The sequence below is a fragment of the Nocardia huaxiensis genome, assembly GCF_013744875.1.
GTDB classification, from domain to species: domain Bacteria; phylum Actinomycetota; class Actinomycetes; order Mycobacteriales; family Mycobacteriaceae; genus Nocardia; species Nocardia huaxiensis.
Window position 1 is genome coordinate 621,710 of record NZ_CP059399.1, and the last position, 22,929, is coordinate 644,638.

The window sequence follows — 22,929 nt, forward strand, 5'->3', positions numbered from 1 at the left end:
GCTCGAACAGCTTCACCGCGTGGCGAATCGCCGCCGAGCCCCATAGGCGAGCGCCCCGACCGCCAGCACCGCCGCCCCCGCGAGTACCGAGGGCAGCGGCAAAGATAGCGCCACCACCGCGCACCCCAGTGCGCCGACGATCGGAATCGCCCGTGCCGGACGGTTTTCCGCCGCCGTGAGCGTGTTGGCCGAGAGGTTCGCGATCAGGTAGTAGACCAGCACCGCGAACGATGAGAAGCCGATGGCCGAGCGAATATCGGCGCTGGCCGCCACCACCGCCACGATCACCCCGACCGTCAGTTCCGCCCGATGCGGCACCCCGAACTTCGGATGCACCGCCGCCAGCGCGGGCGGCAGATGCCGATCGCGCGCCATGGCCAGGGTCGTGCGCGAGACCCCGAGCACCAGCGCCAGCAGCGATCCGGCCGCGGCCACCACCGCGCCCACGCGCACCACGGGCGCGAGTCCCGGTGCGCCCGCGGCGGTTACGGCTCGTGCGAGCGGATCGCTCACCCCCGCCAATCCGCCCGACCCGAGTACGGTCAGCACCGCCACCGCCACCACCGCGTACACCACCAGCGCCAGTCCCAGCGCGATACCGATGGCCCGCGGAATGGTCCGCCGCGGCTCCCGCACCTCTTCCCCCAGCGTCGCGATCCGCGCATAGCCCGCGAAGGCGAAGAACAACAGCCCGGCCGCTTCCAGCACGCCGCGCGGCCCGATCCGATCCGCCAGAACCGTTGCCCCGTCATGTTTTCCGGCGAAGCACACGGCCACCACGACGGCGAGCACCGCCAGCACGATCGCCACGATGACGCGGGTGGCCAACGCCGACTTCTGCACTCCCACATAGTTGATCGCCGTGATCGCGACGACCGCGCCCACCGCCACGACCCGTGCGTGCTCCGGCCACGCGTAACTCCCGACCGTCAAGGCCATGGCCGCACAGGACGCGGTCTTCCCGACCACGAACCCCCACCCCGCCAGGTACCCCCAGAACTCCCCGAGCCGTTCCCGCCCATACACATACGTCCCCCCGGACACGGGGTACAACGCCGCCAGCCGAGCCGACGACGTCGCATTGCAGTAGGCCACCACCGCCGCGATCCCCAGCGCGAGCAGCAGCCACGACCCGGCCGCCGCCGCAGCAGGGGCCAGCGCCGCGAATATCCCGGCCCCCACCATCGACCCGAGCCCGATCACCACCGAATCGCCCAGCCCGAGCCGCCGCCGCAGCGCATCGTCCGTGTCCATGCGCCCATCATCGGCGAATCGCGCCATCATCGCGCGTCACGCCGCGACTTCGCACCCCCGCCGAATTTCCGCGAGTCGGGACCTATCGCGAGACACCCGCCGACAAGGTCTCGCACGGATGCGGGGGCATGTTCTCCGGGGCCCCGCCACTGGCGGTACTCAACCCGAGCGCCGCGTTGGCGGCCATGCACAGCGCATAAACCCCCGCGCCCGAACCCGTGGAAGCCGAGCCGGTGGTCCCGTCGGCGGCGTCGGTGAGAGTGATCCCCTCGGCGGAAGCGAATCCGGCCGGCAGCAGGGCGGAAGCCGAGATGGCAAGTGCCGCAATGGTCTTCTTCATGCCGCGGATCGTATGACCGGAGGCGGCGGTCCGGCAGGAATATGAAACATTTGCATTCCATTTCGTTCCGGCGCCGGACGCGGAAAACGCCGCCAGCCGGGGGGAGTGCTGGCGGCGTCCGCTCACAGCCGAAGCTGCGAAGAAAGGAACCGACGCCCAACAAGCGCCTCTCGGCGAGTGGTCGCTCGTAGCGACAAAGGGTGCGGCCCGGGGCTGTTTCCGGCGTCGGCAATGCTGGTCAACCACCCTGCTCCGGGATCTATTCCGGGAGTCGGGTTGTGATGCGCGCGACGGCGCAACCGGCGAGTTCGGGGGCATCTGCACCGCTCTGAGCAGCACTGACATCCTTTTCTTGACTAATTCCAGAAAAGGGAGCAGGGTGTAGATCATGCACTCCGGTTACGACGCTCGCGAGCGGTTGCGGGCCGTGGGCCTGCGGGTTACCGCCCCGCGGGTCGCGGTATTGGATGCGGTGGCGAACGCCCCGCATTCCGATGCCGACGGGGTGGCTGTGAAGGTGCGCGAGACACTGGGATCGGTGTCCACGCAGGCCGTGTACGACGTACTCCGGGCTTGTGTGGGTGCCGGGCTCTTGCGGCGGATCGAACCGGCGGGTTCGCCCGCGTTGTACGAGGCGCGCACCGGAGACAATCACCACCATCTGGTGTGCAGGAACTGCGGCATGGTCGTGGACATCGACTGTGCCGTGGGGGCGGCCCCCTGCCTGGAACCCGATCAGTCCCACGGTTTCGTCATCGACGAGGCCGAAGTCGTGTTCTGGGGGCTGTGCCCCGATTGTGCTGTCGCACGCTGAAAGTCCCGAGTTTTTCAGCCCGGGAAGGCTCTCTCCCACCAAGGAGGCTTTCGCATGACCAAGCCGACCACCACCAATACCGGCATTCCGGTTTCGAGCGACGACGAATCGCTCACCGCCGGCACGCAGGGCCCGATCCTGCTGCACGACCACTACCTGATCGAGAAGCTCGCGCAGTTCAACCGTGAGCGGGTTCCGGAGCGCATCGTGCACGCCAAGGGCTCGGGCGCTTTCGGCGAGCTCGTGATCACCAATGATGTCAGCGCCTACACCAAGGCCAAGCTGTTCCAGCCGGGCAAGCGCACCGAGTCGCTGGTGCGGTTCTCCACCGTCGCCGGTGAGCAGGGCAGCCCCGACACCTGGCGCGACCCGCGCGGTTTCGCGGTGAAGTTCTACACCGAAGAGGGCAACTACGACATCGTCGGCAACAACACGCCGGTCTTCTTCATCAAGGATCCGATCAAGTTCCCGGACTTCATCCGCTCGCAGAAGCGCTTGCCGGGCAGCGGACTTCGCGATCACAACATGCAGTGGGACTTCTGGACCCTGCGCCCGGAGACCGCGCATCAGGTGACCTGGCTGATGGGTGACCGCGGCATCCCGAAGACCTACCGCCACATGGACGGTTTCGGCTCGCACACCTACCAGTGGGTCAATGCCGCCGGTGAGCGCTTCTGGGTGAAGTACCACTTCAAGACCGATCAGGGCGTGGAGTTCCTGACCCAGGCCGAGGCCGATGAGCTCGCGGGCAAGGACGCCGACTTCCATCGTCGCGACCTGTACGACTCGATCGAGCGCGGCGAGTTCCCGAGCTGGACGCTGAAGGTGCAGATCATGCCGGTTGCCGAGGCCGAGGGGTACCGGTTCAACCCGTTCGATCTGACCAAGGTGTGGTCGCAAAAGGATTACCCGCTGATCGAGGTCGGCAAGTGGACCCTGAACCGCAACCCGCGCAACTTCCACGTCGAGATCGAGCAGGCCGCCTTCGAGCCGTCGAATCTCGTTCCGGGCGTGGGTTTCTCGCCGGACAAGATGCTGCTGGGCCGCGTCTTCGCCTACGCGGACGCGCACCGCTACCGCATCGGCACCAACTACGCGCAGCTGCCGCCGAACCGTGCCAAGGCCGCCGAGGTGAACTCCTACTCCAAGGAGGGCCCGATGCGTTACGACTTCAACGACCCGGAAGTGCCTGTGTACGCACCGAATTCGTTCGGTGGCGCGCACGCCGATCCGGAGAAGGCGGGCGACGAGGGCCTGTGGAACTACGACGGCCAGTCGGTCCGCGCGGGCTACATCCAGCACCGTGAGGACGGCGACTTCACCCAGGCCGGCACCCTCGTCCGCGAGGTCCTCGACGACGGCGAGCGGGATCGCCTGGTGGGCAATGTGGTCGGCCACATCCTGGGCGGCGTCCAGGAGCCGGTGCTGAGCCGCGTCTTCGAATACTGGAAGAACGTGGACACCGAGCTCGGCAAGCGCATCGAGGAAGGCGTCCGCTCCAGCCTGAACGGCTGAGCCGCCGGCTCACCGGAGTAGAGAGCCGGTGAGCTGTAAAGACCCTGCCCGCACCAGAATTCGTGGTGCGGGCAGGGTCTTTCTGCGTGCTACAGGGCTCGGCGGCGCAGTTCCAGCCCGTCCAGGAACAGTCCGAGTTCCTGTTCGAACGCGTCCTTGCGGCCCGAGGCCGCGTCGATACCCTGGTGTGCCACATAGCGTTTGTGCACCCGGGGGTACGGCCGCGCGAGCTGCTCGGAGGTGGCCATGATCTGCTCGAACCACTCCTGTTCGGGCATGCCGCTGCGGGCGACGGTGGTGAGCATGGCGGCCTCGCCCGACGAGGAGCCGAAGATGTAGGAGAACAGGGCGTTGGAGGCGCGGTCGCCGGCCTCGTCGGGGAAGCCCGCGACCTCCATGATGGTGAGCATGGCCTCGGACATGCGCATGATGTTGGGGCCGAGGTAGACCAGCCCGGCCGAGCTCATGACGATGGTCATCCACGGGTGGCGCAGCAGGGTGTCGCGTACGCCGCGGCTCATCTCTGTCAGGTCGCGCCGCCAGTTCCCGGCCTCGATCTGCTCGGGGACGCGCACTTCCCCGAAGACCTGGTCGACCACCAGCTGGAGTAGTTCCTCCTTGTTCGCCACGTGCGTGTACAGCGAGGTGGCCCCGGCATTGAGCCGGGTGCCGAGCCGCCGCATGCTCAGGTTGTCCACGCCTTCGCTGTCGAGTAGCGCGATGGCTTCGTCGACGATCTGCTTGCGGCTCAGTGCGGGAGTTTCACGCCGCTGCCGCTGCGGGCGGGTCCAGGCGGACTCGACCTGCGATTTGGCTGTCATGGCCGTCTCCTTCGTTGTCTGCGGTCAGCATAACCGCTGCTAGAACACTGTTCGAAACTCGATACAGCGTTCGGCCTTGCGAACAGTGTACGGGTGACCATACAGTGTTCGACAACGCCGCACAGTGTGCGGAAAGCTTCCGAAGGGGACCTGAACATGAGTGAGACAGAAGGCACCGCGGCGCTGGATTCAGCAGCCGTGCAACGTAATCCGAAACGCTGGCTGATCCTGGTCGTGCTCTGCCTGAGTTCGCTGGTGCTGGTGATCGACAATATGGTCCTGAACGTGGCGATCCCGCCGATCTCCGCCGAGCTGGGCGCCACCTCGCAGGACATTCAGTGGATCATCGACGCCTACATCCTGGTGTTCGCCGGCCTGCTGCTCACCACGGGCAGCCTGTCCGACCGCTTCGGTCGCCGGCTGGTGATGGTGGTGGGCCTGATCCTGTTCGGCGCGGCCTCCATGCTGGCGGCCTACGCCACCACGCCGGAAATGCTGATCGCGGGCCGCGTGATCATGGGCATCGGCGGTGCGCTCATCATGCCGAGCACGCTGTCCATTCTCATCGTGGTGTTCGACGAGCAGGAACGGCCGAAGGCCATCGCCGCCTGGACCTCGGTGGCCATGGTCGGCATGGTCGGCGGCCCGGTGGTCGGCGGCTTCATGCTGAACCACTTCTGGTGGGGTTCGGTGTTCGTGCTGAACGTGCCGATCGCGATCGTCGCCATCATCGCCGCCATGACCCTCATGCCGGAGTCGAAGGGCCCGTGGGCCAAGACAGATCTGCCGGGTATGGCGCTGTCCATCATCGGCACCACCGCACTGGTGTGGAGCATCATCGAGTTCCCGACCGAGGGCATCGACGGCACCTGGCCGTCGCTGATCATCGCGGCAATCGGCTTGACCGCCTTCGTGATCCGGGAACTGAAGACCGAACACCCGATGGTTCCGCTGCAGCTGTTCAAGAACCGCGTCTTCACCGGCTCGAGCTTCTCCCTGGTGCTGGTCACCTTCGCCAATGGCGGTCTGATGCTGGTGCTGACCCAGTACCTGCAGTTCGTGCTCGGCTACTCGCCGATCCGCACCGCCCTGGCCTTCACCCCGTTCGCCTTCGCCGCCTTGATCTTCCAGGCCGCCGGTGCGGGCCTGGTGCCGAAGTTCGGTGTCCGCCCGCTGACCCTGATCGGCATGCTGATCCTGGCCGGTGGTTTCGGCACCCTGACCATCCTGACCACGGATTCCGGTTTCTGGCTGCCCGCCGTGGCCATGGCCCTGGTCGGCGCGGGCGCCGGTCTGGCCATGCCGGCCGCCATCGGCGCCCTCATGGGGACCATCCCGCCGGAGCAGGCCGGTGTCGGCTCGGCCCTGAACGACACCATCCAGCAGACCGGCGGCGCCCTCGGCGTGGCCGTCCTGGGCGCCATCCTGGCCGGCACCTACACCGACCACATGCCCTCCGACGCCCCGGAAGCGGCCCGCGAGAGCATCGCCCCCGCCCTGGCCAGCGGCAGCGAAACCTTGGTGACCGCCGCCAAGGAGGCTTTCACCGACGCCATGTCCGCCACCTTCGTCGCCGGCACGATCAGCGTCCTGGCCGCCACGGTGGTCGCCTTCTTCCTCATGCGAGGTGCGAAAGCGGCCGACCCCCACGGTCTTCCGGCCGAGGACGCCGACGCCGAACTGGTCGAAACCCGGTAATCGAGCACTCCGGTAGTCGAATTCGAAAGCAGCGAGCCCCCGGCGCAGGCCGGGGGCTCGCTGCTTTCCCGCGAACCGGCTTCAGGCGTCGGTGCGGTCGCTCGCCTTCGTGATGAAGCTGATGAGCGCCACCAGCACGCCGACGAAGCCGAGGAAGATGCCGAAGTAGGGCTGCATTTCGTCGGCCCAGGCCAGGATGACGAAGTGCATGTCCATGGCCTGTAGGGCGATCGACCCGAAGCCGAAGATCATGATCCAAATTCCGAGACGAAGCATGTGAAGCCCCCCCAGTCGATCTTGTAGTGCCGCGCCAGCGTACCTACTCCTCCGGCTTCGCGCGCATCGAATTTCGAGCCGGTCGCTGGGTGTTCCCGACGAGTCGCAGGGCGGTCTCGCGCAGGGCCTTTTCGGCCTTCGGCTGCGACATGCGCCCGGCGGTGACCTCTTCGCCCGCCGCGTGACCGACGGCGATGAGGGCGGCCGCGAGCCATTCCGGTGTTGCGGTGCGGGTGAATTCGCCGTCGCGCTGCCCGCGGCGGAGCAGGCGCAGCAGGTGATCGGTGACAGGGTTGTGTAGTTCCCGGCTCTGCTCGGAGTCGGTGGGGGCGAAGCGTTGCACGGCCGGGTGGGTTTCGAACGCTCGCCAGCCGAGGTCGAGTATGCGCAGCAGCGCCTCGGTGGCGGTGCCCTGATCCAGGTCCGCGGTGTCCATGGCGGCCACGGTGCGGCCGGTGACCTGTTCGACCACGGCGGCGAGGAGTTCTTCGCGAGAGGTGAAGTGCGCGTAGATGGTTTGGCGGGTCACCCCGGCTGCGGCGGCGATGGCGGCCAGTCCGGCGTCCGGCTTGTTCGGCAGCAGCCGGGCCGCGGCGTCGAGGATGGCCGCGCGACTGCGCTCGGCGTCGGCGCGGCGGCGGGGTTCCGGTGTCGATGCGGCCAAAGTCTTACACCCTTGTCAAAGTTATCCGGCGGATCTAACCTTTACAGCGTTGTCAGAATTCTATGGCAGGAGAGCCATGAACCCGATTTCGCAACGCCTTCCCGAGCAGATCGTGCTCGACTACTTCACGGAGTTCACCGCCGCCGCGATCGGTGAATACGACGATCCCGAACCGGTTTTCGACCGTTTCCACGCCCCGGACATCGTCCAGTTCAGCGATGGCATCCGCCTGGATCGCGACCGTTTGATCGCGCACCTGAAGTCCGTGCGCAAGAACCTCGTCGACTACCGCTTCGACGTGCACGAGGCGATAGCGGACGGCGACCGCATCGCCGCCCGCCTCACCATCGAGGGCCACATGCGCAAGGGTGATGTGATCACGACGGAGGTGCACATGTTCGCCGAGTTCACCCCCGACGGCCGCCTGCGCAGCTCGCACGGCCTCACCCGCACCGTTCCGGTCGCACGACAGTAGGAGAGCGCCATGCTGGTTCGTCTCGTGAAATCCGCCGCGCTCCTGACCACCGGCCTGCTCGCCGGTGCCTTCGGTTACGGCGCGGCCAATCTCGTGCCCACCTTCCATCGGGTGCCGCTGCAGATGCGGCTGGAGTTCCATACGGATCTGATGAAGTCCAACAGCGTCAGCATGCAGCTCACCATGGCCGTCGCGGCCGCGACCTGCCTGGCCGTGACGATCCTCGGCAGTGGTGCGCGTCGCTGGATGGCCGCGGCCGCAACGGGATTGGTGGTGGCCTCCTTCGGGATCACCCGCCTGGGCAATGTGCCGATCAATCACCGGATCAACGACTGGGCCGTCAATGGCGTGCCGGCCGATTACGCCGAGCTCCTCGCACGCTGGGATCTGTTCCACTACCTGCGATTCGGCACGGCGCTGGTCGCCTTCGGGATCATGATCGCGCTGGCCGTCTTCTCACGCGAGCAGTTGCTCGATCCGCGTGGTGCAGAAGCCGGTGATGTTCATGTCGGGCGGGAGCCGGACCTGATTCGTCATGCGTAGCAAGGGAATCGAGAGCAGCACCACCCCGAGCAACTCGTTGTAGGGCAGATTGCGCACGGGGAGTCCCATGCGTTTCTCGTAGTAGGCGATGGTCTCCTCGCGGGTGGGGGTGCCCGGCAGTGGCGGGTGACCCTCGAATTCGCTGCACGCCCAATCCAGGAAAAGCATCCAGGCCAGATCGGCCTCGTGGTCGCCGAGGAAGGCCATCTCCCAGTCGAGCACGCCGGTGACCCGGAAATCCTTGTCGTACAGAATGTTCGACATACGAGCGTCACCCCAGCAGAGCGACACCCGCTCGGGTTCGTACGCGTCGGCCCGGAGCCGGGTGATGGCCCGGCGGTAGATCTCCGGCTGCTCTCCCTCGCACGCCCAGGTGAGGGCGGCGTCCAGGTAGTTCACCAGTTGATGGACCGGCCCGGTGCCGTGGCGGGGGAGGGCGAGGAAATCCAATCGCAGTGCCCGCCAGTCCAACTGGTGGATGGCGGCCATGGTGTCGACGCAGCCCCACCACATGCGCTGCCGCTGCTCCGGCGTGGCCTCGAAGTAGCTGCCCGCCGTGTGATACGACGGGTAGTCGCTCGGGGAATCGCCGGGCAGCCGGTTCATCACGTAGTACGGACTGCCGAGGCCGCCGTCGCCGCGATCGAGCCAGGCGACGGTCGGCACCGGGATGTCGGTCGGCGCCAGCCGCTGCATGACCAGCACCTGCCGGAGCAGGTCGTAGTCGGGGAACAGCGGCATCTCGGGTGGCCGGCGCAGCACCAGCGGCAGCGTCCCGTAATCGCCCTGCACATCGAAAAGGTATGTCTCGGTGGAGAATCCGCGCGAGGTGCGGGTGAATCCGCCCACCTTCGCCGACTCTGAGCCCGGAAGCTGCTGTCGCAGCAGGGGTTCCAGCAGGGCCGGAATCCCGTCCGCGGCCGGGCGGATCATGCCGGCCATCGTTACCCCGCGTACCCGTACCGCGCATTGCGCCCGTAGAACACCATCTCGACCAGACCGTATCCGACCTTGCCCGCGTGCTCGACCCGGCACAGCGTCCCGCTCAGCGCGCTGACCTTCTGCAGATCGGCGGTGTCGGTGAGGTCGGCGGTGAACCCGTCGCTCCAGTACGGCCCGCGCCACAGTCCGGACCCGTAACCGCGGTACACGTCGTATCCGGCCAGCCCCGGCCAGTAGTTGGTGACCCGGCTGAGCGTGAACTCGCGATCCGTGCCGTCGGCGCACTGCGCGACGAAGGTGCCGCCCTTGATTATCCGGAAGTCCTCCCGGAATTCCAGGTCGTGCTTCACGTCGATGATCGGAATCGGTTGGGCCGCAGAGTCGATGGGCGGCAGCACATGGCCTTCGAAGTGCCAGCGCTCCCCGTCGGCGGTCTCGCGCTGCGCGAAATGCACCAGCTCGTCGTCGAATTGGAAGATGCCCATGTAGTAGAGCACCCCGTCGGGCAGTTCGGCGGGCTGCATGCCCTCGCCCTCGGACAGGCTGCCGCCGCCTCCGCCGTGCCGTGTCCCCCAGGAGTGGTCGCGCCCGAACCACCAGTTGTCCGGATCGATGTCGATGCGGCGGCCTTCGATCTCCACCCAGCCGCTGATGCGCCCGTTCTGGTAGTACCGCCGCGCGTCCTCGCGTACCCGTCCGCGACTGCGGAAGAACGCGGGTTCCTGTTCGTAGGCGGGGAATTCGCCTTCGAAGTCGAGTCGCATGCGAATGCCGTGCTCGTTGTCGTCGAGGGTGGCGCGCACCTTGCGCAGCGGTTCGACGACCTCGTACCGGTACGGCCCGACCTCCCAGGAGCCCAATCCGTCCTGCTGCCCGGTGATTTCACGCGACAGCCGAACCACGTGGGCGACCTTGTCGTCGACGGTGATCATGGCGTACGCGTCGATGACATTGCGGTTGGGGTAGCGCGCCAGCCCGGTCATGATGTTGACCGATCCGCTGGTGTCGAAGCCGTACAACACGATTCGCTCGGTCCAGCGCAGATCGCTCTGCTGCACGTGGTCGAAGGTGGTGGAGAGCTGATGGCAGAGCAGCTCGTCGTGTGGGGTGAGCATCGGAGCAGACCTCTCGTGGAGCGTGCGGGGAGTCCCCGCGGTAATTCGAATACGCGGCACAGCGTATTTCAATCCAGGTCGGGCGATACCCTGATTCGGAAAACTGCCCCCGGCGGAACCAGGAGACACACGTGACCGCACCCGCAGGCCCGCGCAGCGGCCCCGGCCGGCCCCGCGATCCGCAGCTGGACGCGCAGGTCCTGGCCGCCGCTCAGGAGCTGTTGGTGAGCGAGGGCTACGAGGCCACCACCATTGCCGCGGTGGCCCGCAAGGCGGGCGTGGTGACCACGTCCATCTACCGCCGCTGGCCGGGCAAGCGCGAGCTCATCGAGGAGGCGATCTTCGCGCTGGACACGGGCAATCACCCGGTCCCGTCCGGTGATCTGCGTGCCGATCTGCTGGCCTGGACGCGGCTGTTCCTGTCGGCGGCCGCGCAACCGGCGGCGCGCGCGGCGCTACCGGGCCTGCTCGCCGCGTATCACGGGGACCGGGACAGTTACCGCCGGCTGCTGGATCGCGGCGAACGCCCCACCCGCAAGGCGCTGCGTGAGCTGCTGATCGGTGCGGCCGCCACCGGCCAGGCGTCGGCCGGTTGCGATGTGGACGCCGTGTTCGAGCTGCTGCGCGGTGCGACGCTGTTTCGCGCGCTCACGCACGGGAACGAGGACTCGGACGCCTTCTGCCGTCAGATCGCGGACGCGCTGCTGGCGGTCGCGGCCGTTCCGGCGCGTATCGAGTCGGCGCGGGACTGAAATCCCGGCCGGTCAGGCCCGGGTCACAATAGGCCGAACCAGTAGATCAGGCAGGCGAGCACGAAGACGACCACTGTTTCCATCGTCTCTCCCCAATCTCGTTGGCGCACTTACCGTCCATGATGCGCCGAGGAATGGGACCTTAGCCACGATTCGGGCGAACAAGATCGCCCGGAGGTAGCCTGGAATGCGAAGAACCCGCCGAGTCTGACACCCCTCGTAGACAGATTCGGCGGGTACTTCGCTGGCCTGTAGTCCCCTCCTCCACAGGCCACGTCTGTATTTGTGTACCGATTGGTTGGTTTGCTGGAGCACGATCCGCCACCCCTCGTAGACGGATCGTGCCCCGTGTCCCCAGGCGGGCCGACAACTCGGTGGTCTCGTGTCGGCCCTCGGTCCCGGTGTTCCCGTGGCCCCGGATTGCTCCGGCGTTGACACAAACGATGCTGGGCCGCGCTTGGCGCGGCCTTAACAAGATCTTGTAGTCCCGAAAAGCCCTGGAAGGCGGCGGTTTCCGCGATCTCAGTCGACGACGATGACCGTCAGCCGCCGACACCCGCCGAACCACGTGTGCGGACGTTCCGGATCGAGCAGCCCGATGATCTCCGGAAGGGTCGAGGCGACCTGCTCGGCATGCACCACACAGACGTGGCAGCCGGGAATCAGGACCGGGGCGCGGCGGCCCTGGGCCGGCCCGTCGTCGAGCACCACCCGTCCCGAATCCGCCACGGCGGCAGCACAACCCGTCAGCACGGCATCCACAGCGCGGATCTCGGCTGTGGACAGTTGTGGATCGTCGGCGAGAACCCGATTCCCGGACTCGGTCGCCCACATCGACAGCCAGGACGCGGGCACGCCGTCCGGAGTGATCACGCTGCGCGCTCCGTGGCTCTGCAGTGCGGAGGCGATGGTCTCGGGCAGTGCGCCGGACGGCACTCGATGGAGTTGCGCGCTGGAGTTTTTCACGCGATCGACGAACAGCGACACCACCGCTTCACGATCGTGCCGTTCGATTCCCGGTGCGTGGCAGAGGTATTCACGCGGCACGGCCACCGTGCGCGCGCCCGGTGGCAAGTCGGCGAGTGTCGCGCGGATGCGGCCGAGGATGGCCTCGCGGGCGGTCGGCCCCGCGTCCTGTGCTCGCAACTGCACGTTATCGACCAGTATCAAATGGAATTCGCGTGGCCCGTCCCGATCGGTGACCCCGCTCCAGCTCGACACGTACCGGGGCATGCGCTCCCCGGCATCGACCGGTAGTTGCAGGAAGATCTCGAGGTCGCGCCAGGTGGGTACGACCGCTTCGACGCCGGCCACGCAGATGAGCGTCTCCGGCACCGACCGGCACAGCCGGCCGTGGCCCCCGGACTCGGCCGCCACCACGGTTCCGGTCTCGGCGACCAGGAAATTCGCCCCGGTGATGCCGACCTGGGCGGCCAGCAGTTTCGTGCGCGGCGCACGCCGGGTGGCGGCGGCGCGGCCCCGGGTCAGCGCGGTCACGAGGCGGCGGGCCGCGGCGGCGTCGGCGGCCCAGTGCACGGTGCCGCCCGCCTCCGTCACGGTCCGCTCCAGTTGGATCAGATATGTGTCGAGGTGTTGCAGCACAGTCGCTTTCACGGCCGCGGCGCTGTTCCGCAGCTGCTCCCGGTCGGGCCGTTCCGCGGCGAACGCGTGGCCGGCCATGACGCCACCTCCTTCCGATTCGGTCAGTCCCTGATTTCGCGACCCACTTTCAGCGTGTAGGCCAGTGCTGCGGCCGCGGTGAGCGCGAGCAGCAGGTAGCCGAGGGTGTAGTCCCCGCGCGAGCTGTAGACCAGGCCCATGACCAGTGGCGGGAAGTAGCCGCCGAGTCCGCCGGCCGCGCCGACCAGACCGGTCACCGTGCCCACGCGCGCGGGTTCGACCAGCTTGGCGATCAGCGCGAACACGCCGCCGGTGCCGAGGCCGAGGAAGAAGGCCATGAGCACCAGGCTGATTCCGGCCGGGAACTCCGGCGCCGGCTCGAACCCGAGCACCACGGCCATGACCGCCGTGCCCGCGAAGGCGATGGTCAGCACCCGCACCGGCCCGATCTTGTCGGACAGGATGCCGCCGATGGGCCGGGCCAGCACGCCCGCGATGGAAAAGCCGGCGGTGCGCAATCCCGCGTCGGACTGCGCGAATTCGTACACATTGCGCAGCACGGTGGGCAGGTAGGTGGAGAAGGCCACGAAGCCGCCGAACGCCACCGCGTACAGCAGCGAGCCCTGCCAGGTCGCCTTCAGTTTCAGCGCGTCCTTGATGCGCGGCAGCGCGGGTTCGGTGGCGGGTGTCCAGCCGGGTGCGTTGCGGCTGAACATGTACATGACCACGCCCATGATCGCCAGTGCGACGGCCATGAGGATGTGGGTCTGCGCGCGTCCGAGGTGATCCACCAGCCGGGGGGTGAGCAGCGCCGAGAGCGCGGTGCCGCCCATGCCCGCGCCGAAGACGCCGGTGGCGAAGCCGCGCTTGGCGGGTTCGTACCAGCCGTTCACGAATGGGATGCCGACCGCGAAGGAGGTGCCCGCGATGCCCAGGAAGAAGCCCCAGAAGATCAGCGCGCCAAAGGAATTGGACCATCCGACGAACAGCGTCGGAATGATCGAGAGGAAGCAGATGACGGCGAACATGAGTCGTCCGCCGAATTTGTCGGTGAGCACGCCGGCGGGGATGCGGCCCAGTGAGCCGACGAGCACCGGGGTGGCGACGAGTAGGGAGGTCTGTCCGGGGGAGAGGTTCAGATCGTCGGTGTAACTGCCCGATAGCGGGCCAATGAGGTTCCACGCCCAGAAGGTGAGCGCGAAGGCCAGTGTAGCGAGCGTCAGATTTCTCGCATTCATCCCTTTTGTCTAACAGATAACCAGGTAGAAGACGCTAATTTCGGCCAACTCCGCGCGCCTTGCGGGCCTGCGGGAGATCGCCCCTCCACCGTGTCTGCTGTCAGATTGCGGAACTCCGAGGAGGAGCATTGAAGGTGTGGCGATCCCGCCGGTGCCGGGCAGCGCTGCTGCCGGCCCTGCTGGGTGCGATCGCGGTGTGCCCGACCCCCGCTCAGGCCGAACCACTGTCCGACCTACCCCTGATCATCGATGTCAGCACGCCGCCGGACAGTCCGTGCAACGGCCCGCTACGCGGCACCACCGCCGTCTGGTACCCGTCGGGCGTGTCCGAGCAGGCCGAGGTCGAATGGCGAATCCTGGCCGGCGAGCAGCCGATCCGGTCCGGTATCGCACCGGTGACCGCCGAGGTGGTGACCGTCGGATTCGACCTACGCCAGGAGGAGCTACCCGCGGACGGCCTACTACGCGTGGACGCCCGCTCCCGCGTCCCCGGCGGGGAGATCGGCGAGTACGGCCGCGCCTGGAAATTCCGGGTGAGCCGGGATTGCCATCCGCTGCACGTGGTCTCGGTCGGCGACTCGGTGCTGTGGGGTCAGGAACTCGACGACGACCGCACCTTCGCCCGCCTCACCGCCGAAGCCCTGGGCGCGCAGACCGGCCGCGGCGCGGAACTGCACGACTATTCGGCCTCCGGCGCCGTCCTGGACGCCCCGGGCCTGCCCATCGCCAACAATGATTCGCTCTGCCCGCCGGTGCAGGATCCCGGCCAGACCCTCGCCGATCCCGACATCGACCACCGGCCCGATGTGTTCTGCCAGCTGGAACAGGCCCTGACCGCTGCCGAGAACGGCGGCTATACGGTGGATCTGGTGCTCCTGAACGGGTGCATCAACGATCTCGACCCCTTCCTCGGCATCCCCGTCGGGGTCACCCCCGGCACCTCCGATCTGTCGGCCGCCGTGCGCCGGGAGTGCGCGGGGACCGGAGCCGAGATGATCAATCCGGCCGCGAACGTTCCCTACTACAGCAGTGCCAAGCACGGCTACGGCGGCCGGGGCATGCAATCGGCCATCGAGAAGGCGCACACCCTGCCCGGGGCCCCGAAGGTCCTGGTGGCCAATTATTTCGACGGCTCGGAGATGGAGGGCATGCCGGAGGGGCTGCGGCAGCGCTGGTCGGAATTCGTGCGGGTCTCGGCGGAGACGTTCCGCCAGGCCGCCACCCAGGCCAATGCGGTCTCCGGAGTGCCCTACGCGGTGTCCGCCGACGGCCTGTTCAATCAGGGTGCGACGCAACCGAACTCGTGGATGAACCCGCTCGGTGACGAGTCGTCCTCGCTGCGCGTGCTGGCCTGCGGCCACACCGCCACCGTGCAGGGCCAGTGCCAGGGCGTCGCCGCCGGACCGCCGAATGCCCAGGACGCCAAGCGATTCGCCGAAACCTTCCTGCTGAACCCGTCCGTCCGGGAGTGGTTCGGCGACGGCAGCCCGCAGGGCGAGGGTTTCACCGTCTCCCGCACCTCCGGCCCCAGCGGCCTGACCGTGAATTTCGATGCGGCGCAGGCGGGTGGCGCGATCCGCGAGTACGAGTGGTTCTTCGGTGACGGCTCGCACCTGGCCACCTCCGGCCCGCGCGCCCAGCACACCTACGCCGACACCGGCCCGCACCTGCCGCGCGTCCTGGTCACCGATATGACCGGCCACCGCCGCATGTACGAGCTGGACCGCCCCATCGTCATCGGCTGACGCTCCCGGTGAACATGAAACCGCCCCGGACCGAGGGACTTCGGTCCGGGGCGGTGCCGTGTCACCGTTTCTGGTACGGATGGGGGTCCGCGGGCGATGACCCGGCGACGGTTGCCCGGGTGTGGCAAGGGAAGTTGGAGCTCACCCGGGCATCCGCTGTCCTTACACCTCGATGAACTCCGCGCACTTCTCGCCGATGAGGTAGCTGGGGGCATTGGTGTTGCCGCCGGTGATGCTGGGCATGATGGACGCGTCGGCCACGCGCAGGCCCTCGATGCCGTTGACCTTCAGGGTCGGATCCACGACCGAGCGCTCGTCCACGCCCATGCGGCAGGTGCCGACCGGGTGGTAGATGGAGTGCACGCGGTTGGGCAGTTCGCGTCGCATCGCGGCTTCGTCGCTGTAATCGATTCCGGGGAAGAAGTTTTCGACGATGTCGCCCGCGATGCTCTTGTGCGACATGACTTCCCGGATCATCTTGATGCCCTCGACCAGGAATTCGGTGTCCCACGGGTCGCTCAGGTAGCCCGGGTCGATGAGCGGGGAGGCGAACGGGTCGGCCGAGGCCAGCTTCAGTTCACCGCGGCTCTTGGGGTAGATGAGCGACGGCATGACGGTGAGCGCCGGCCGCCGGTCCACCAGGTGCATCTTGTCCTCGTCCTGGTTCGGGGTCGGGTAGGACCACGGCAGGGTGTGGATCTGCATGTCCGGGTGGTCGCCCTCGGCGAACTTGGTCTTGACGAAGCCGGCGGCCTCGAAGACGGTGCGGCCCATCCAGGAGCTGCCGGGATTGCGCAGCTCGCGCAGGATGCCGCGGGCGAAGTAGGTCGGAATGCCGCGGTGCAGCGCCTTCTTCGACACGAAGGTCATGGGCACGAACAGGTGGTCGTGCAGGTTCTGGCCGACCGGCAGGTCCGCGTGCACGGGCAGGCCGAGTTCCTTCAGGTGCGCGGCCGGGCCGATGCCCGAGAGCATGAGCAGCTGCGGCGAGCCGACGACACCGCCGGAGACGATGACCTCCTTGCCGGCCCGGATGATCCGGCGGGAGCCGTTCTTCTCGGCGATCTCGATGCCGGTGGCCCGGCCGTTCTCGATCACGACCCGGGTGACGTGCGCGTGCGTGACGACCCGCAGCCCGGAGTCCGGCCGTTCGGTGATGAACGCGCGAGAGGAGCTGTAGCGCAGGCCGTTTCGCACGGACTGCTGGAAGATCGAGATGCCTTCCTGGGATTCGCCGTTGTAGTCGTCGATGATCGGCGTGCCGAGCACTTCGGAGGCGGTCTTCATGAACTGCTGGGTGATCGGCGTCAGATCCTTCTGCCGGGTCACCTGCACGGGGCCGCCGGTCGCGCGGTAGTCGTCGGCGCCGCCCTCCCAGTTCTCCAGGTTCTTGTAGGACGGCAGGACGTCGTCGTAGCTCCAGCCCTTGCAGCCCTCGGCGGCCCAGGAGTCGAAGTTGGCCTTGTTGCCGCGCACATAGAGCATGCCGTTGACGGAGCTGGAGCCGCCGAGCACCTTGCCGCGCGTCATGGGGATCTGCCGGTCGTTGGCGTGCTTCTGCGGGACGGAGAACTGCTTCCAGGTCACGCGCTTCTTCAGCTGCGGGACCGTGTGCACCATGGTGATCATGCCGGGGCTGGACACCAGACGGGTGTCGTCCTTGCGCCCGGCCTCCACCAGGATCACGCTCGCGCCGCGCTCGGCGAGGCGGCCCGCCACCACGGCCCCGGCGCTGCCCGCGCCTACGACGACGTAATCGGCTTCGGTTGCGGCGTCGTTGGAGCGCGGCGAAGCGGTCATGTTCGTTCCCTATCCTCTGGTGTGCCTGGAGTCACTGTAGAACAAGTTCTAGTCTGTGCCCACACCCGATCTTCTGTCCAGTTTCAAGATCGACTCCCGGATGCTGGCGTGAAACCGTGGTCCGGCCGGTCGCAGCGTGGTTCAATCGATATGAAACACGTTCCAGATCCGTGATCACAGCGGCTGTCTGCCACAGGAGGAACAGTGTCTGTTCCGTCACTACCGGCCGGATTCGATTTCACCGACGCCGCCCTCTGGGCCGAGCGCAGTCCGGTCGAGGAGTTCGCCGCCCTGCGCCGCACCGCGCCCGTCTGGTGGAATGCGCAGACCCCCGAACAGGCCGCACCCTTCACCGACGGCGGTTTCTGGGCCATCACCAGACACGAAGACGTGAAAGAGGTTTCGCGGCGCGCCGATCTCTGGTCCTCGCACGCCAAGGGCTCCATCATCAGGATGAAAAGCGATGCGACGCCCGAACAGCTGGAACTGACCCGCGATGCGCTGCTGGTGAATATGGACCCGCCCAAGCACACCAAGGTGCGGCGGATCGTCTCCAAGGGCTTCACCCCGCGCGCGGTGGAGGGGCTGCGCAAGGCGCTCACCGAACGCGCCGCCGCCATTGTCGCCGAGGCGAAGGCCGGCGGCAGTGGGGATTTCGTGCAGCAGGTGGCCTGTGAATTGCCGCTACAGGCCATCGCCGAACTGCTCGGCGTACCGCAGGACGATCGGCACAAGCTGTTCAACTGGTCGAATCAGCTGCTCAACTACGACGATCCGGAATTCGGCGACTCCATTGCCGCCAATGCCGAATTGCTCGGCTACGCATACAACATGGCCGAGCAGCGCCGCGCCTGCCCGGTCGACGATATCGTCACGCAACTGGTGACCGCCGATATCGACGGGGAGGCACTGGGTTCCGACGAATTCGGCTTCTTCGTGATTCTGCTGGCGGTGGCGGGCAACGAGACCACACGCAATGCCATCACGCACGGCATGAAGGCGTTCGTGGACAATCCGGAACAGTGGGAGCTGTACCGGGACAAGCGTCCCCGCACCGCGCCCGACGAGATCGTGCGGTGGGCCACGCCGGTCACCGCGTTCCAGCGGACGGCCACGGCGGACACCGAACTCGGCGGGCAGGCCATTGCGGCGGGCAATCGGGTCGGATTGTTCTACTGCTCGGCCAATTTCGACGAAGAGGTTTTCGACGAGCCGTTCCGGTTCGATGTGCTGCGCGATCCCAACCCGCATGTGGGGTTCGGCGGTACCGGCAATCACTTCTGCGTAGGCGCGAACCTGGCGCGACTGGAAATCGACCTCATGTTCAATGCGATCGCCGATGCCATGCCGACGCTCACCGAGGTCGCGCCGCCGGAGCGGCTGCGGCACGGGTGGATCAATGGCATCAAGCATTGGCAGGTGCGCTACAGCTGAGCCGGAGACCGTCACGAACTCGTTCTAGTATCCGTAGTCGTGACGAACCTTCGCGAAATTCCGCTGCGCACCCTCGACGACAAGCCCACCACGCTGGCCGAGCTGGCCGGCGACAAGGTGGTGCTGCTGGTGAACGTGGCCTCCAAGTGCGGTCTGACCCCGCAGTACGGCGGGCTGGTGGAACTGCAGCAGACCTACGGGTCGCGTGGATTCACCGTCGTCGGCGTGCCGAGCAATCAGTTCATGGGCCAGGAGCCCGGCACCGCCGAGGAGATCGCCGAGTTCTGCTCCACCACCTACGGCGTGGACTTCCCGCTGCTGGAGAAGAGCGAGGTGAACGGCGAGGGCCGGATTCCGCTCTACCGGGAGCTGACGCAGGTCGCCGACGCCGCCGGCGAGGCGGGCGACGTCCAGTGGAACTTCGAGAAGTTCCTCATCGGCCGCGACGGCGCGGTGCTGGGCCGCATTCGGCCGCGCACCGAGCCGACCGACCCGGCCGTCGTCGCCGCCATCGAAGCCGCGCTGTAATGCGCTGGTGCGCTATCGCTTTCGGCGGCGGTAGCGCACCGCGCAGGGCTGCTCCAGCTGCACGACCATCTTGGAGTGGTCGTTGCGGTAGCTCTCCGACGGTTGTGCGAGCTCGAATTCCCAGTCGCGCAACAGGATCGAGAAGATCGCCTTCAGCTGCATGAGTGCGAAGGCCGCGCCCACGCAGCGATGCCGTCCCGCGCCGAACGGGATCCAGGTCCAGCGGTTGGCCAGATCGGCCTGGTTCGGGTCGATGTAGCGGTCCGGGTCGAAATGATCCGGGTCGGGGAAATCTTCCGGAATCCGGTTGGACACAGCGGGTGTCGTGGCGACCAGGTCGCCGGGGGAGATGCGGTGCCCGCACACCTCGAACTCGTCACGCGCCACCCGCATGAGGATGATGAGCGGCGGATGCAGCCGCAGCACCTCCTTGAGCACCGCCTCCAGAGTCGGAATCTGGCGCAGCGCATGGAAACTCACGTCCGCTCCGTCGGCGTAGAGGCCGTCCAGCTCGGTCACCACCCGCGCCAGCATCTCGGGATGCCGCAGCAGTTCGATGATCGTCCAGGCCGCCGTGCCGGAGGTCGTGTGGTGCCCGGCGAACATCATGGAGATGAAGATGCCGGTGACCTCGCTGGCCGAGAAGCGCGGGTTCCCGTGCTCGTCGCGCACCGACACCAGCACGTCGAGCATGTCCCGATCGTCCTTGCCCTCGGGCGGATTCGCCATCCGCCCGGCCATGATGTGGCGGACCAGCTTCACCAACTGGTGCCGGGCCTCGTCGCGCCGCCGGAAGCTGTCGATGGGGGCGTACGGGTCCACATAGCAGTAGGCGTCCGTCCCGCGTTCGAGCTCGTGATAGAGATGCGCGAACCGGTCGTCGAGCTCCTCCCGGAACTTCGTCCCGATCAGGCAGGCCGACGAGGTGTAGATGGTCAGCTCGGCGAAGAACTCGAGCAGGTCGATCTCCCCGGCGTCCCCCCACCGCGCCAGCATCCGATCCACCTCGCGCGCGATGGTGACCGCGTGCCCGCGCATCTGGTCCCCGCGCAGGGCGGTGTTGTGCAGCATCTCTTTTCGCCGTTCGGGCGGGGCGTCGAATACCACGCCCTCCCCGAAGATCGGCTTCATGAACGGGTACGCGGCGGCCTGATCGAGATCGTCATCGCTTGCGCGGAAGAAGAATTCGTTGGCCTCGGCCCCGGACAGCAGGATCACGTCCTTGTCCGCCAGCCGGAATCGGCCCACGTCCCCGCATTCCGTGCGTACCCGTCGCATGAGCCCGATGGGGTCGGTGCGGAACTCCTCGAGATGCCCATGCTCGTGTTCTCCTCCGGAGACCTGGCGTGGCTCGACCGTGGTCATGGGGACACCTCCCGCAGCGCTGGATCCACCCATGGTGGACACGTGTCTGGACGGTACTACGGGATGGGTTGCGCGACAAGAGGTGTGATGCCGAGGATCGCGAGAAACGCGGTCGCGGCGGGCGTGCGATCGACGCGATTCCACACCGCGTACTCGACGCGCGCGGGTGCGTCGGAGACCTCGACCGTGGCCACGCCCGACAGCTGCGGCACATAGGTGGAGGGCAGCATGGCCACCGCGAGACCGGGTGCGACCAGCCGGGTGATGTAGTCCGCGGTGGTCACCTCGAAGGCGACGTCGCGGGTGAGCCCGGCGGCCTCGAAGGCCAGGTCGGACTGGATGCGCCCGGCCGTCCCCGCCGGCAGGTCCACGAAGGTCTCCGCGGCGAGCCGGCGCAGATCGACCGACTGTTCGCCCGCCAGTGGATGATCCGGCGCGACCACGGCGACCAGCCGGTCCCGGGCGAGTTCCCGGGCCGCGACACTCGGCAGCCGGGCCGTGGTCGGCACGCCGAGGAAGGCCACATCGAGTTCGCCGCGCGCGACCTGCGCGACGAGGCAGTCGCTCGCACCGACCTTCAGGCCGACGCGCACCTGCGGGTGCCGCTCCCGGAATTCGCGCAGCGCGTCCGGGATATCCACCGCGGCGACGGTCGGTATCAGGCCCACTCGCAGTTGTCCGCGGATCTCTCCGACGGCCGCGGCGACTTCGGCGGCCGCGCGCTCGGCGGCCTCCAGGCACTGGCGGGCAGCAGGCAGGAAGGCGGCGCCGGCGGCGGTCAGCCGCACCCGGCGGCTGGTGCGTTCGAAGAGTCGTGCGCCGAGTTCCTTTTCCAGCCGGGCGATCTGGTGACTGAGGGCGGATTGCACCACCAGGCAGCGTTCGGCCGCGCGCGTGAAGCTGTTCGTCTCGGCGACCGCGATCACGTAGCGCATCTGCTGTAGTTCCACCGATCAATCGTGGATCGAGATCGGTTCGGTGACAAACATGTGTTGGACTCATCGATCGTGGCGGGTTGAGATGGATGCTGTGAAAGTTTCAGCAGCACAATGGTTTTCTCGAATCATCGGCCTGCCGGTCGCGCTGGGCTTCCTCGGTGTCGCGGTCCTGGTGCCCGCGGGCCCGGCGGAAGCGCAGGACCCGCTGTTTCCCGCCACCTTGACCCTGCCTGCCGGATTCCGCCCGGAAGGCATCGCGATCGGCGCACTGCCGTTCGCGTATGTCGGCTCCATGGCGGACGGTTCGATCTACCGCGCCGACCTGGTGACCGGGCAGGGCGGCATTTTCGGGGCTCCCACGGGCACACCGGCGCTCGGTCTGCGTCTCGATCAGCGCGGCCGGTTGTTCGTCGCGGGCGGTACCGGCGGTGACGCCCGGGTCCTGGATGCCTGGACGGGCGCGACGCTCGCGACCTACGAATTCGCCACGCAGCCGGACACTTTCGTCAACGATCTGGTGTTCACGCCGGAGGGCGCGTGGTTCACCGATTCCAGTGCGGCCGTGCTCTATCACCTGCCCATAGCCGCAGACGGTGCGCTGCCGCCGCCCGGCGCGGTGCTGCGCATCCCACTGAGTGGCGACATCGCCTATGTGCCACAGGCTTTCAATGCCAACGGCATCGTGCGCACACCCGATGGAACCGGCCTGATCATCGTGCAGTCGGTCACCGGTCACCTGTTCCACGTCGACCGCTGGACGGGCGTGACGCGGCGGATCGATCTCGGTGACGAAACCCTGGTGCACGGGGACGGTCTGTTCCTGGACGGGAACACGCTGTACGCCGTGGAGAACCGCCGCAATGCGATCGCCGTGATCACCCTCGACCCGGCGGGCACGGCGGGCACCGTCGAACGGCGAATCACCGACTCGCGCTTCGATGTTCCCGCCACCATCGCCGCCTTCGGGGGACGGCTGTACCTGCCGAATGCCCGCTTCGACACGGTGCCGGAGCCGAGCACGCCCTACAGCGTGGTCGCGGTCGGTCGGTGAC

General features: G+C 67.4%; 22 protein-coding genes. 10 read left to right on the top strand and 12 right to left on the bottom strand.

What is annotated here, in order from left to right; all coding sequences use genetic code 11:
• Positions 1 to 12: 12 nt before the first annotated feature.
• Positions 13 to 1,254, bottom strand: a complete 1,242-nt coding sequence (locus H0264_RS02785) for an APC family permease (protein ID WP_181582503.1) — start codon at positions 1,252 to 1,254, stop codon at positions 13 to 15.
• Positions 1,255 to 1,336: 82 nt separating this feature from the next.
• Positions 1,337 to 1,594, bottom strand: coding sequence for a hypothetical protein (locus tag H0264_RS02790; protein WP_181582504.1), 258 nt, complete (start codon positions 1,592 to 1,594; stop codon positions 1,337 to 1,339).
• Between the two features lie 388 nt (positions 1,595 to 1,982).
• Between H0264_RS02790 and H0264_RS02795 the strand changes: the two genes are divergently transcribed.
• Positions 1,983 to 2,408, top strand: a complete 426-nt coding sequence (locus H0264_RS02795; RefSeq protein ID WP_181582505.1) for a Fur family transcriptional regulator — start codon at positions 1,983 to 1,985, stop codon at positions 2,406 to 2,408.
• A gap of 54 nt (positions 2,409 to 2,462) precedes the next feature.
• Positions 2,463 to 3,923, top strand: a complete 1,461-nt coding sequence (locus H0264_RS02800; protein WP_181582506.1) for a catalase — start codon at positions 2,463 to 2,465, stop codon at positions 3,921 to 3,923.
• A gap of 89 nt (positions 3,924 to 4,012) precedes the next feature.
• On the opposite strand, the gene H0264_RS02805 is transcribed toward H0264_RS02800, so the two are convergent.
• A complete protein-coding gene (locus tag H0264_RS02805; protein ID WP_181582507.1) occupies positions 4,013 to 4,744 on the bottom strand; it encodes a TetR/AcrR family transcriptional regulator in 732 nt (243 codons plus the stop codon).
• A 156-nt stretch (positions 4,745 to 4,900) separates the two neighbouring features.
• On the opposite strand from H0264_RS02805, the gene H0264_RS02810 reads away from it, so the two are divergent.
• A complete protein-coding gene (locus tag H0264_RS02810; RefSeq protein WP_181582508.1) occupies positions 4,901 to 6,442 on the top strand; it encodes an MFS transporter in 1,542 nt (513 codons plus the stop codon).
• An 81-nt stretch (positions 6,443 to 6,523) separates the two neighbouring features.
• Here the strand turns inward: H0264_RS02810 and H0264_RS02815 are convergent, their stop codons facing one another.
• A complete protein-coding gene (locus H0264_RS02815; RefSeq protein WP_181582509.1) occupies positions 6,524 to 6,718 on the bottom strand; it encodes a hypothetical protein in 195 nt (64 codons plus the stop codon).
• Between the two features lie 43 nt (positions 6,719 to 6,761).
• Entirely contained in the window at positions 6,762 to 7,382 is a 621-nt protein-coding gene (locus H0264_RS02820; RefSeq protein WP_181582510.1) for a TetR/AcrR family transcriptional regulator, read from the bottom strand.
• 76 nt (positions 7,383 to 7,458) lie between these two features.
• Between H0264_RS02820 and H0264_RS02825 the strand changes: the two genes are divergently transcribed.
• Both H0264_RS02825 and H0264_RS02830 read left to right on the top strand, forming a co-directional pair.
• Positions 7,459 to 7,857: a nuclear transport factor 2 family protein gene (locus tag H0264_RS02825; protein WP_181582511.1), complete on the top strand. Its 399-nt coding sequence runs from the start codon at positions 7,459 to 7,461 to the stop codon at positions 7,855 to 7,857.
• A gap of 9 nt (positions 7,858 to 7,866) precedes the next feature.
• Positions 7,867 to 8,400 (top strand): anthrone oxygenase family protein, encoded by a 534-nt coding sequence (locus H0264_RS02830; RefSeq protein WP_181582512.1) that lies wholly within the window; start codon positions 7,867 to 7,869, stop codon positions 8,398 to 8,400.
• Here H0264_RS02830 and H0264_RS02835 read toward each other — a convergent pair.
• Both H0264_RS02835 and H0264_RS02840 read right to left on the bottom strand, forming a co-directional pair.
• The gene (locus tag H0264_RS02835) at positions 8,314 to 9,333 is read right to left on the bottom strand and encodes a phosphotransferase family protein (protein WP_181582513.1); all 1,020 of its coding nucleotides are present in this window, start codon (positions 9,331 to 9,333) and stop codon (positions 8,314 to 8,316) included. The genes H0264_RS02830 and H0264_RS02835 overlap by 87 nt on opposite strands.
• Positions 9,334 to 9,344: 11 nt before the next feature.
• Entirely contained in the window at positions 9,345 to 10,457 is a 1,113-nt protein-coding gene (locus tag H0264_RS02840) for an Rv3169 family protein (RefSeq protein WP_181582514.1), read from the bottom strand.
• A 131-nt stretch (positions 10,458 to 10,588) separates the two neighbouring features.
• Between H0264_RS02840 and H0264_RS02845 the strand changes: the two genes are divergently transcribed.
• Entirely contained in the window at positions 10,589 to 11,209 is a 621-nt protein-coding gene (locus H0264_RS02845) for a TetR/AcrR family transcriptional regulator (RefSeq protein ID WP_181582515.1), read from the top strand.
• A gap of 522 nt (positions 11,210 to 11,731) precedes the next feature.
• Here the strand turns inward: H0264_RS02845 and H0264_RS02850 are convergent.
• Together H0264_RS02850 and H0264_RS02855 are read right to left on the bottom strand one after the other, a co-directional pair.
• Positions 11,732 to 12,889, bottom strand: coding sequence for an LUD domain-containing protein (locus tag H0264_RS02850; RefSeq protein WP_181582516.1), 1,158 nt, complete (start codon positions 12,887 to 12,889; stop codon positions 11,732 to 11,734).
• Positions 12,890 to 12,912: 23 nt separating this feature from the next.
• Entirely contained in the window at positions 12,913 to 14,067 is a 1,155-nt protein-coding gene (locus H0264_RS02855; RefSeq protein ID WP_181582517.1) for an MFS transporter, read from the bottom strand.
• Between the two features lie 134 nt (positions 14,068 to 14,201).
• Here H0264_RS02855 and H0264_RS02860 point away from each other — a divergent pair, with 134 nt between their 5' ends.
• On the top strand, positions 14,202 to 15,812 hold the full coding sequence (locus H0264_RS02860) for a PKD domain-containing protein (protein WP_244976233.1): 1,611 nt from the start codon (positions 14,202 to 14,204) through the stop codon (positions 15,810 to 15,812).
• A 162-nt stretch (positions 15,813 to 15,974) separates the two neighbouring features.
• On the opposite strand, the gene H0264_RS02865 is transcribed toward H0264_RS02860, so the two are convergent.
• Positions 15,975 to 17,612 carry a GMC family oxidoreductase gene (locus H0264_RS02865; RefSeq protein ID WP_181582519.1) on the bottom strand — a complete coding sequence of 546 codons (1,638 nt, stop codon included), beginning with the start codon at positions 17,610 to 17,612 and terminating at the stop codon, positions 15,975 to 15,977.
• 204 nt (positions 17,613 to 17,816) lie between these two features.
• Here H0264_RS02865 and H0264_RS02870 point away from each other — a divergent pair, with 204 nt between their 5' ends.
• Together H0264_RS02870 and H0264_RS02875 are read left to right on the top strand one after the other, a co-directional pair.
• Positions 17,817 to 19,046: a cytochrome P450 gene (locus H0264_RS02870; protein WP_181582520.1), complete on the top strand. Its 1,230-nt coding sequence runs from the start codon at positions 17,817 to 17,819 to the stop codon at positions 19,044 to 19,046.
• Positions 19,047 to 19,109: 63 nt separating this feature from the next.
• Complete coding sequence (locus H0264_RS02875) at positions 19,110 to 19,574, top strand: glutathione peroxidase (RefSeq protein WP_420832077.1); 465 nt, start codon at positions 19,110 to 19,112, stop codon at positions 19,572 to 19,574.
• 12 nt (positions 19,575 to 19,586) lie between these two features.
• Here H0264_RS02875 and H0264_RS02880 read toward each other — a convergent pair whose 3' ends face one another.
• Positions 19,587 to 20,939: a cytochrome P450 gene (locus H0264_RS02880; protein ID WP_181582522.1), complete on the bottom strand. Its 1,353-nt coding sequence runs from the start codon at positions 20,937 to 20,939 to the stop codon at positions 19,587 to 19,589.
• Between the two features lie 56 nt (positions 20,940 to 20,995).
• Complete coding sequence (locus H0264_RS02885; protein ID WP_181582523.1) at positions 20,996 to 21,889, bottom strand: LysR family transcriptional regulator; 894 nt, start codon at positions 21,887 to 21,889, stop codon at positions 20,996 to 20,998.
• A 79-nt stretch (positions 21,890 to 21,968) separates the two neighbouring features.
• Between H0264_RS02885 and H0264_RS02890 the strand changes: the two genes are divergently transcribed.
• Positions 21,969 to 22,928 (top strand): SMP-30/gluconolactonase/LRE family protein, encoded by a 960-nt coding sequence (locus H0264_RS02890; protein ID WP_231083895.1) that lies wholly within the window; start codon positions 21,969 to 21,971, stop codon positions 22,926 to 22,928.
• Position 22,929 lies beyond the last annotated feature (1 nt).

Excerpts from the sequence above, each read along its gene's own strand:
- H0264_RS02835 (WP_181582513.1), bottom strand. The coding sequence starts at position 9,333 with ATGATCCGCCCGGCCGCGGACGGGATTCCGGCCCTGCTGGAACCCCTG.
- H0264_RS02795 (WP_181582505.1), top strand. The coding sequence starts at position 1,983 with ATGCACTCCGGTTACGACGCTCGCGAGCGGTTGCGGGCCGTGGGCCTG.
- H0264_RS02800 (WP_181582506.1), top strand. The coding sequence starts at position 2,463 with ATGACCAAGCCGACCACCACCAATACCGGCATTCCGGTTTCGAGCGAC.
- H0264_RS02855 (WP_181582517.1), bottom strand. The coding sequence starts at position 14,067 with ATGAATGCGAGAAATCTGACGCTCGCTACACTGGCCTTCGCGCTCACC.
- H0264_RS02850 (WP_181582516.1), bottom strand. The coding sequence starts at position 12,889 with ATGGCCGGCCACGCGTTCGCCGCGGAACGGCCCGACCGGGAGCAGCTG.
- H0264_RS02790 (WP_181582504.1), bottom strand. The coding sequence starts at position 1,594 with ATGAAGAAGACCATTGCGGCACTTGCCATCTCGGCTTCCGCCCTGCTG.
- H0264_RS02815 (WP_181582509.1), bottom strand. The coding sequence starts at position 6,718 with ATGCTTCGTCTCGGAATTTGGATCATGATCTTCGGCTTCGGGTCGATC.
- H0264_RS02830 (WP_181582512.1), top strand. The coding sequence starts at position 7,867 with ATGCTGGTTCGTCTCGTGAAATCCGCCGCGCTCCTGACCACCGGCCTG.
- H0264_RS02840 (WP_181582514.1), bottom strand. The coding sequence starts at position 10,457 with ATGCTCACCCCACACGACGAGCTGCTCTGCCATCAGCTCTCCACCACC.
- H0264_RS02785 (WP_181582503.1), bottom strand. The coding sequence starts at position 1,254 with ATGGACACGGACGATGCGCTGCGGCGGCGGCTCGGGCTGGGCGATTCG.
- H0264_RS02805 (WP_181582507.1), bottom strand. The coding sequence starts at position 4,744 with ATGACAGCCAAATCGCAGGTCGAGTCCGCCTGGACCCGCCCGCAGCGG.
- H0264_RS02865 (WP_181582519.1), bottom strand. The coding sequence starts at position 17,612 with ATGACCGCTTCGCCGCGCTCCAACGACGCCGCAACCGAAGCCGATTAC.
- H0264_RS02810 (WP_181582508.1), top strand. The coding sequence starts at position 4,901 with ATGAGTGAGACAGAAGGCACCGCGGCGCTGGATTCAGCAGCCGTGCAA.
- H0264_RS02880 (WP_181582522.1), bottom strand. The coding sequence starts at position 20,939 with ATGACCACGGTCGAGCCACGCCAGGTCTCCGGAGGAGAACACGAGCAT.
- H0264_RS02825 (WP_181582511.1), top strand. The coding sequence starts at position 7,459 with ATGAACCCGATTTCGCAACGCCTTCCCGAGCAGATCGTGCTCGACTAC.